This is a genomic window from Streptomyces sp. NPDC001941 (genome assembly GCF_040296945.1).
Taxonomy (GTDB): Bacteria; Actinomycetota; Actinomycetes; order Streptomycetales; family Streptomycetaceae; genus Streptomyces.
Window position 1 is genome coordinate 1 of sequence record NZ_JBEOYE010000215.1, and the last position, 4,061, is coordinate 4,061.

The 4,061-nt window shown below is 70.2% G+C and carries 2 protein-coding genes; both read right to left on the reverse strand.

Translation table 11 applies throughout. The features are described from left to right. Positions 1-149: 149 nt before the first annotated feature. The gene (locus tag ABT160_RS46520; protein WP_351656361.1) at positions 150-851 is read right to left on the reverse strand and encodes a hypothetical protein; all 702 of its coding nucleotides are present in this window, start codon (positions 849-851) and stop codon (positions 150-152) included. Beyond that, on the reverse strand, positions 848-3,424 hold the full coding sequence (locus ABT160_RS46525) for a DEAD/DEAH box helicase (protein ID WP_351656364.1): 2,577 nt from the start codon (positions 3,422-3,424) through the stop codon (positions 848-850). The genes ABT160_RS46520 and ABT160_RS46525 overlap by 4 nt, the downstream gene beginning before the upstream one ends. Positions 3,425-4,061 lie beyond the last annotated feature (637 nt).

The following is a 4,061-nucleotide window of genomic DNA, read 5'->3' on the forward strand; positions in this document are numbered from 1 at the left end:
GAACTACCACGATCTCGGACGCACCGACCTGACCGCGGCCGAGCTCCGCGGACGCCATACCGCGTGGACCGACGACCGCCTCGCGGGCCACCGCGTTCTCCCGTCTTCAAGGCAGAACTGAGAGTAACCGTCCCTTCCGGCGGCGGCTTCTAATCCCTCTCCGGCAAGCACGAAACCGCCCTGCGCGCCGCCGCCTCCCGGCTCCCGCTCGTTACCGTGCACTGCGCGGACCTGGATCCCTCCGGCGTCCATGTGCCGCGCGCCTTGGCCGAGGACGCCGCCGGGTTCGCCGCCGTCCGCGGCGGGCGTACCGAGCTGGTCCGTGTCGCGGTCACCGAAGGCCAGGTCGACCACTTCGCGCTGCCGACGGCTCCGGCCACGCCCCACCCCTGGCCGGCGTCCTGAAGCCACCGCACCTCCAGGCCCTCCCGCTTCCACCAGGCGTGCGGCCCGGCCCGGCTGCCGACCCCGGACAGGCGCTGAAGGATCAGGAGGCTGGCGGGGTAGCCGAGCACCTGGTACCGGCCTTCGCCCCGCGTGGCGTTCGCGGAGGCGGGCCCGTACTCGGTGAACAGTCGCTCCAGTCGCTCCTCATGCCGTGCGGTGAAGGCTTCCAGCACCGCCGCGTACCCGGCCCGCTCCGAGGGATGAACCGACGCCCACACCACCGGCAGCAGCAGCTCGTCCAGCCGGTCCTCACCCCGACCCTCCCACCGGGCACGCCCGACAGGGTTGAGGAAAACGTGTGCGGCCACGGCCACCGCCCACGGGTCCCACACCTTCCCGGTCCGTACCTCCACCACCGCCCGCGCCATCGCCCCGTCCCATTCCTCCCGCTCCCACCTGCTCACGCCCCGCCTCCCGCCCACGGCACGCCCAACGCCGCCAGATCAGCACGCCGCTGCTCGCTGAGCTTCGCCGCCCGACGCCGGGTGTTGTCCAGCCACTGCCCCAGCCGGATGGCCACCACGCCCTCAGCACCGCCTGCTTCCCCGTCCCCGGGCCCGCCCGCGTCGGCCCCGCTGCCGACAAGGTGCTCGACGTGCTTGCGGGGCACCTTCAGATGCCCCTCGCGCGCGTGGCACTGCCGGGCCGCGGCCACATTCCGCGCCCACGCTGCCTCCGGCCCCCGCAACACCCCCACAGGCGCCGCTGCGGGCCCGGCGGGTTCCAGACCGAGGAAGGTCTCCAGCAGGTACTGCTGTGCCCGCACAAGCCCGTCCCAGCCGTTCTGCTGCGCACGTACCCACCGTCCGAGGTCGACGCCCTGGACGACGACCTCGCCCGCGGCCGCCGGGAGGCTGCCGCCCGCGGCAAGCCGGTTCTGCACCAGCCGGAAACTGCGCTGCCAGGCGACCGACCAGACCGGACACCACCCGGCATCTACCTCCTCCAGCGCCTTCCACCGGGCCGCGGTCATCGAGCCGGCCAGCCACACCGCCTCACCCTCAACCCCGGAAGCGATGTTCGCCAGACACTCCCGCCCCACGGCCCGCATGTTTTTCGCCCAGGTCCCGATCGGATACCCCCGCCACACCGCCGTGGCTGGCGGCAGGAAGTGCCCGTGCACCTCCGCCCACGCCCGCGCGACGGCCAGGCCTTCCTCGAACGCCAACTCCTGGTGGTTCCACACCATCCCCAGCCGATACAGCTGCTCGGCCCGCTGTGGGGAGAGTTCACCGGCGTTGTAGTACTTGCGCTGATCAGCCAGCCACACCCCCAGCGGAAACCCCGGATGCGGCCAGTGCTCAGGAGCGGTGAAGTCGTACGGCACCTTCAACGCCGCCCCCGCATGCTCCTCCACCCACCGGGCCGCGGCCTCCAGACCACGTACCCAGTAGGCCTTCTCCGGCTCAATCACCCGCAGCCGAACGAACCGCGCCAGCAACGCCGGATCCCGCGGCGTGGAGAACTCCAGCAAGCCGGCCGCCCGGTCGCTCACCCGCTCCGCAGCGTCCTCGCTGCCCGCGTCAGCATCCAGCCCGTCCAGTGCCTCGTCGTCGACGGCCAGGTCCTCGCCTTCCTCGGCCCAACTCCCGCTGCGCACACGGGGATCGGCGAGCGCTTCGATCGTCTCGGTGTCGTGTGCGCGGAGCGCTCCGAGGATCTTCGCGAGGATCCCGAAGGAGTCCGAGGCCAGCATGTCCCCGGGCTCCTCACCCTCTTTCAGGAATACCGGGACGATCAGGGACGCCATTTTCGCCTCTCCCGGCTTCATCCGAAGGGCGCGCCCGACCATTTGCACAATATCGACCATCGATCCCCGCGCATCACAAAAAGCAACGGAATCACAATTCGCCGTATCGACGCCTTCACCGAGCACACGAACGGAACTCAAGAGCCGCAGCACGGCCGGTTCCGGCTGACTACCATCATCGAACTCGATCACGTCGGAGGCGAACTCCTCCAGCGTCGCCCGGCGCCGGCCGGGGGCATGCTGGCCGTACAGCCAGTCCGCCCACACCCGCCGCGGATCCGGGAACCGGCCCGGGTCCTCTTCGTGCAGCCGGGCGGCGACGTCGCCCTGGCCGACGGCCATCGCCTCCGCCTCACCGGTCCGCGAGTGGAAGGTCAGCACCTTGCGCAGCCCCTTGTCCGCGGCCGCCGTCTGCACCCCCGTCTGCAACGCCGCCAACCGCGCCCCGCGCACGGCATCCGAGCCCTGGACATCAGTCGACAGAGTCTTCTGCAATTCAGGGTCACGGATATCCAGGCAAATGACCCGGTACGGCGCGATCAGCCCCCGCCGAATGCACTCCGACAACGAGATCTCGTACGCCACCGGCCCGAAGATCTCCGACCCCTCCGGATCCATGCTCGCCACCAACCGCCCCGCGCCCGTGCCCTCACCGGCGTCGGGGGTCTCCCAGATCCTGGGTGTCGCGGTCATGTACAGCCGACGGGCCGCGGGCACGCGCGCCTGGTCGTGGATGAACGCCCACGGCTTCGAACCATCCCCACTGGAACGGTGCGCCTCGTCGATCACGACGAGATCCCATGGGGAGAGTCCGGCCTTGTGGGCGGTCTCCAGCTTTCCCAAGCCCAGCGAGTGGTAGGTGGTGAACACCGTGACGGGGCCCGTGAGTCCGTCGAGCCAGGACACGAGTTCGCGCGGGTCGGTCGTGCACGGGATACCGCGCGCGTCCCTGGCCTCGATGGCGCACAGGCCGACCATCGCCCCGCTACGGCCGCCGGCCCTCCAGGCGGCGGTCATCTGCAGCAGCAGATCGCGGGATGGCACCACCACCAAGACCCGGCGGGCGCCCAGCTGCTGGGCAGAAGCGACGCCGATCAGGGTCTTGCCTGAGCCGGTCGCGGCGATCACCTGACACCGAAGCCCCTGCACGGGAATGCCACCAGGCGGCTCCTGCAAGGCCCGCATCACCCCGTCAACGGCTTCCACCTGATGAGGCCACAGCGTCATCCCCGACACAAAAACCCACCCTCTCCCGACCCGCCCAAGGCACCGGACCTGACGCACACCAGGGGATACCCAGTGAGGCCAGGATTCATCCAGTGGAGCGGATGACGCACGATACAACCTGGAAATACGAAGCCCTGCCGAAAGCCTGAACCGACCAGTCTGGGACTAGCCTTCCACCCCTTAACCTATCTGATCAAACTAGCGTGACGCACACTTTGGGAAGAGCTGCCCTGAAGTGGCCGGCCGCGCTACACTGAGGGCCCGCCCGCGACCGGATCCGACCGAACTCGCCAGCCCACAAACGAGCTTGACGGACCGTCACCACCCCAACGGACCCCTCTCCTAGCCAGCCTCAGGCGGGCGCGGAGCGCACGCCGTTCGTCCAGGTCGCGGAGCGAACTGGACCCTTCAGGGCCGTCAGGCCCTGAAGGCCGGGCCACGGAGTGGACCGGCCCCGGGACGAAGTCCCGACCAGGGCGCGCAGCGCCCTGGTACTGCCCGGTCGCGGAGCGGCCGGCAGTCCGGCGCTTGCGCCGGACCCGCCCCGTAGGGGCGGCGCGTCGTGTCTGCGGAGCAGACCGCGCGGATCGGGAGAGCACACCGCTGAACACCAAACACAACTAACCGCAGCACGGGT